Annotated in this window: 3 protein-coding genes and 1 pseudogene; all 4 read right to left on the bottom strand. The window is 47.9% G+C overall.

The features are described from left to right. On the bottom strand, nucleotides 1-1952 hold a 1952-nt coding region (locus QVO51_RS06410; protein WP_441295914.1), incomplete at its 3' end, for a hypothetical protein. Between the two features lie 423 nt (nucleotides 1953-2375). Then, nucleotides 2376-2762 (bottom strand): annotated as a pseudogene (locus tag QVO51_RS06405) (3-hydroxyacyl-CoA dehydrogenase NAD-binding domain-containing protein); the annotation flags it as partial. 2 nt (nucleotides 2763-2764) lie between these two features. Further along, nucleotides 2765-3070 (bottom strand): NUDIX hydrolase, encoded by a 306-nt coding sequence (locus QVO51_RS06400; protein WP_022357703.1) that lies wholly within the window; start codon nucleotides 3068-3070, stop codon nucleotides 2765-2767. 10 nt (nucleotides 3071-3080) lie between these two features. Continuing rightward, nucleotides 3081-3404, bottom strand: a 324-nt coding sequence (locus tag QVO51_RS06395; protein ID WP_288167935.1) for a fumarate hydratase, incomplete at its 5' end; no start/stop codon positions are given.

Raw genomic sequence — 3404 nt, 5'->3', positions numbered from 1 at the left:
CAATCCGCAGGAGTATGCAGGGCTTCGTCAGAGATCAGCTTTTCGGTAAAGGCATGTGCTTCCTTCGCACCGCAGTCAGCACACTTGTGGGTCTCCTGATCGTTTGCCACATAGTTACTATGTGCCTTTTCGCCGATCTTTCCATCGTTGTTATAGGTCACGCAGCCGGTGGTCTGATATACCTTCTTGCCACCCGGTACCGGAGATGCGTCCGTGCCAATGGTCTGCCCCCAGGGATCTCCCAGCAGGTATGCAACCTCGCCGCTGGCAAACTGGGCTGCGGTTTTACCGCCCTGGCCATCGTCCGTATTGGATAAATAGTAGCAGTTTACGTTGTCCTTTTCATACACTCTTCCGGCAATGCCACCCGTGTATTCGCCGCCCCGGATGGATGCCATGCTGTAGCAATTGGAGATGGTGTCACTGTTCAGACCGCAGATACCGCCAATGTATGCGTTTGCAATGGCTGTACCCTTGAAATAGCAATTGGTAATGGAACCCTTCAACATATAGCCGCTGATACCGCCAATGAATTCCAAACCGTTGATGTAGGAATCGATCACGCCTACGTTCTTGACGGTGCCCCCGTTGATGTAGCCAAACAGACCGATCATTTTCCCAGTAGAGTCAGAGTTATCATAATACAAGCCGCTGATGGTATGATTGTTGCCGTCAAAGGTTCTGTAGAACCGGGCAGACTCCTTACCAATGGGTGTCCAGCTGCGGAAAGTGCCTTCGTTCAGAGTACCGTCCGCCTTCAGTACATTCTGGTTCACCACAATGTCCGCCGTCAGAATGGCGCTTGCATAAGAATCCTGTGCCGTGCCGTCTGTGAGGGTGCCGCTGATCAGCCCTGCGAACCAGTACAGCTGACCTGCGTTACCGATCTCATACACACCGTCAGCATTCTTCTGTGCCGACTGATATGCATCACAGCCCGTGCAGAAGCCGTTTGTGTAACCTACATGTTCACCGAATACGTCCTGCTCGGTATTGCTGTAAGAAATGGACAAAACCTTTGTGTTCTTATTGCAGCCTGCATAGGTCTTGTTCTGGTATACCTTCGGATCACCCAGACAGGGATACGCATAATGCTTTTCCAGGTTCTGACCCCAGACCTGATCGTCCTGGTCTCCTTGCAGCAGGAAGGCAACCTCGCCGCTTATAAACTCCGCCATTGTTTTTGCGGTTGCATTGCCATCTGCTGCCAAGCCTTCCTGGTAATAGCAGTTTGCTATGGTTCCGGCTACGCTCCCTCCGCAGATGCTGCTTTTGCCGCTGACATCGCCGACACTACAGCAGTTGTATATTTTACCTTCATGGGTATAACCACAGATACCGCCTATGCTATTCGCACCCCAGACATAGTTATTGCTGAAGCAATTTGAGACCACGCCGTAGTTGCTCTGACCGCAGATCGCCCCCACATAATCGTTCCCCTTGAAGTAGGAATAGTGAATACCCAGATTCGTAATGCTGCCGTGATCCAGAATTCCGACAAATCCTACATGATTGGAAGAACCGTTTACATAAAAGCCCCAGATGTTGTGTTTGTTGCCGTTAAAGGAGCCCTTAAATCTGCTGAGGGGCGTCCAGGCCACATGCTCCCCTGCGTTCAGATTTCCGCTGGTGTCCCCCAGATTCTCATTGATCACAAGATCCGTCATCAGGATCGCATTGGCGGACATGTTCTGGGCAGTGCCGTCCCCCAGAGTACCGTTGACCAGCCCTGCAAACCAGTACAGCTCCCCTACCGAGGTGATCTCATAGGGGCTTGCATTGGTACCATTCCCTGCCTGTGGCTTGGACGGCGTAGTATCCGGCGTATAGGCTTGGGCTGTCAGCCCAAAGTCCATCCCCGCAAATGTGCCGCTGGGAAAATATAGTAGCGTGGATAGGATCATGAGCAGCGACAAAAAAGCTGCACATGATTTTTTCAGTGTTTTCGCCATTTTAAATTCCTCCTGTTCATTTTGTAAGCTGCGAAGCAGCAGACAATGCTTCTCCCTTTGCAATCCTCACGGACTGTCCGCTATCACCATCTCCTTCCCAAAAACTTTCGATTAGATTTCGATCCAATTATATCACATTCGTTCTTAAAATGCAAGTGTTTTTACAAATTGTACAAAGAGTACTCACCGATACCACATGTAGAATGCAACGTCCGACTACAAAAAAAGACGGCTCCGAAGAGCCGTCTGTTGGGGGAATCCAAGTATAGAATCTGGTGCAAGAATCATCTGTAAGTTGTTTTACTAAAATAGCCAACTACGTTGACAATACTGAGGGTTCTCACGCCCTTTTCTTGCAAAGTCGAAGCGTTGCAAGGCTACTTACTGTTTTGCCTGACCGACTGATGAGAATGACAAGGCTGTTTTTCGCAAGCTGTATTTTCCTATTACCGGAATTGTGGACTTGATAACCATAATGGCATTCGGATTATACTTCATGACAAGGTCAATGACTGCTTCCACAGCACTTGTATCAAAAAAATTCTTCTTGCTGTCATAGTTGGTCGGTGCTGCAATAACCACAAAATCTGCATCTTTATATGCCGATTCTGCATCAAGTGTTGCTGTCAAATCAAGTTCCTTTTCGGCAAGGTATTTTTCGATATAGTCGTCCTGGATCGGTGACTTTCTGTTGTTGATGAGGTCTACCTTTTCAGGGATAATGTCAACTGCTGTTACTGTGTTATGCTGTGCAAGTAGTATTGCGATTGACAGTCCAACATATCCTGTTCCTGCTACTGCGATTTTCATTCTTACTTTCTCCCCTTAAATTCATTGATATACTCCTCAATTGCCAGTTGATTCGGTGGGAAAATTAATTCAGGCATCTCGTCAATCTCAAAGAATCTGATGTCTTCCACCTCAGACTCCTGACATTTCAAAGTTCCAGAATATTTTCTGCAAACGTACACAATATCAATATTTGAAACCTCATCGCCATTTGGATAGAGATCCACAGCCCTCTCCATCTGCTCCATCAGATTTTTTGTAGCATGGTACTCCGGCTTTGATTTCTTCCGCCCGCCACCGGGCTTGCGCTGCTTTTTCACAGGCTTCATTTTGACTGCCTCACAGTTCCACCGTAGCAATCCTGGGCTCAAAGCAACAAGTTGGTCTGACGCATACAATTCTTACTCCACTTGCACGTTGCGGTCCAACTTTCATAAATGTTGCAATAACACTCGTTTTCCCCCCAAGTCCCAATGGACCTACATTGGCCTCATTCACACGCCTTGTAACTTCCTGCTCCAACTCAGACTGAACATTATAATTTCCATCAACCTGGGCTTGCAGCATCATAGCAGTTGCCTCAAAGTGAGAACGCCCAACACCAACTGCGAGTGTACATGGTGAACAACTGCCCCCATGCCCGATTTGATAGACAAAAAAGAA

Origin of the sequence: Ruminococcus sp. CAG:379, assembly GCF_000434255.1 — a bacterium.
Taxonomy (GTDB): Bacteria; Bacillota; Clostridia; order Oscillospirales; family Ruminococcaceae; genus Ruminococcus_F; species Ruminococcus_F champanellensis.
This window is presented reverse-complemented; position numbering and strand designations above follow the sequence as displayed.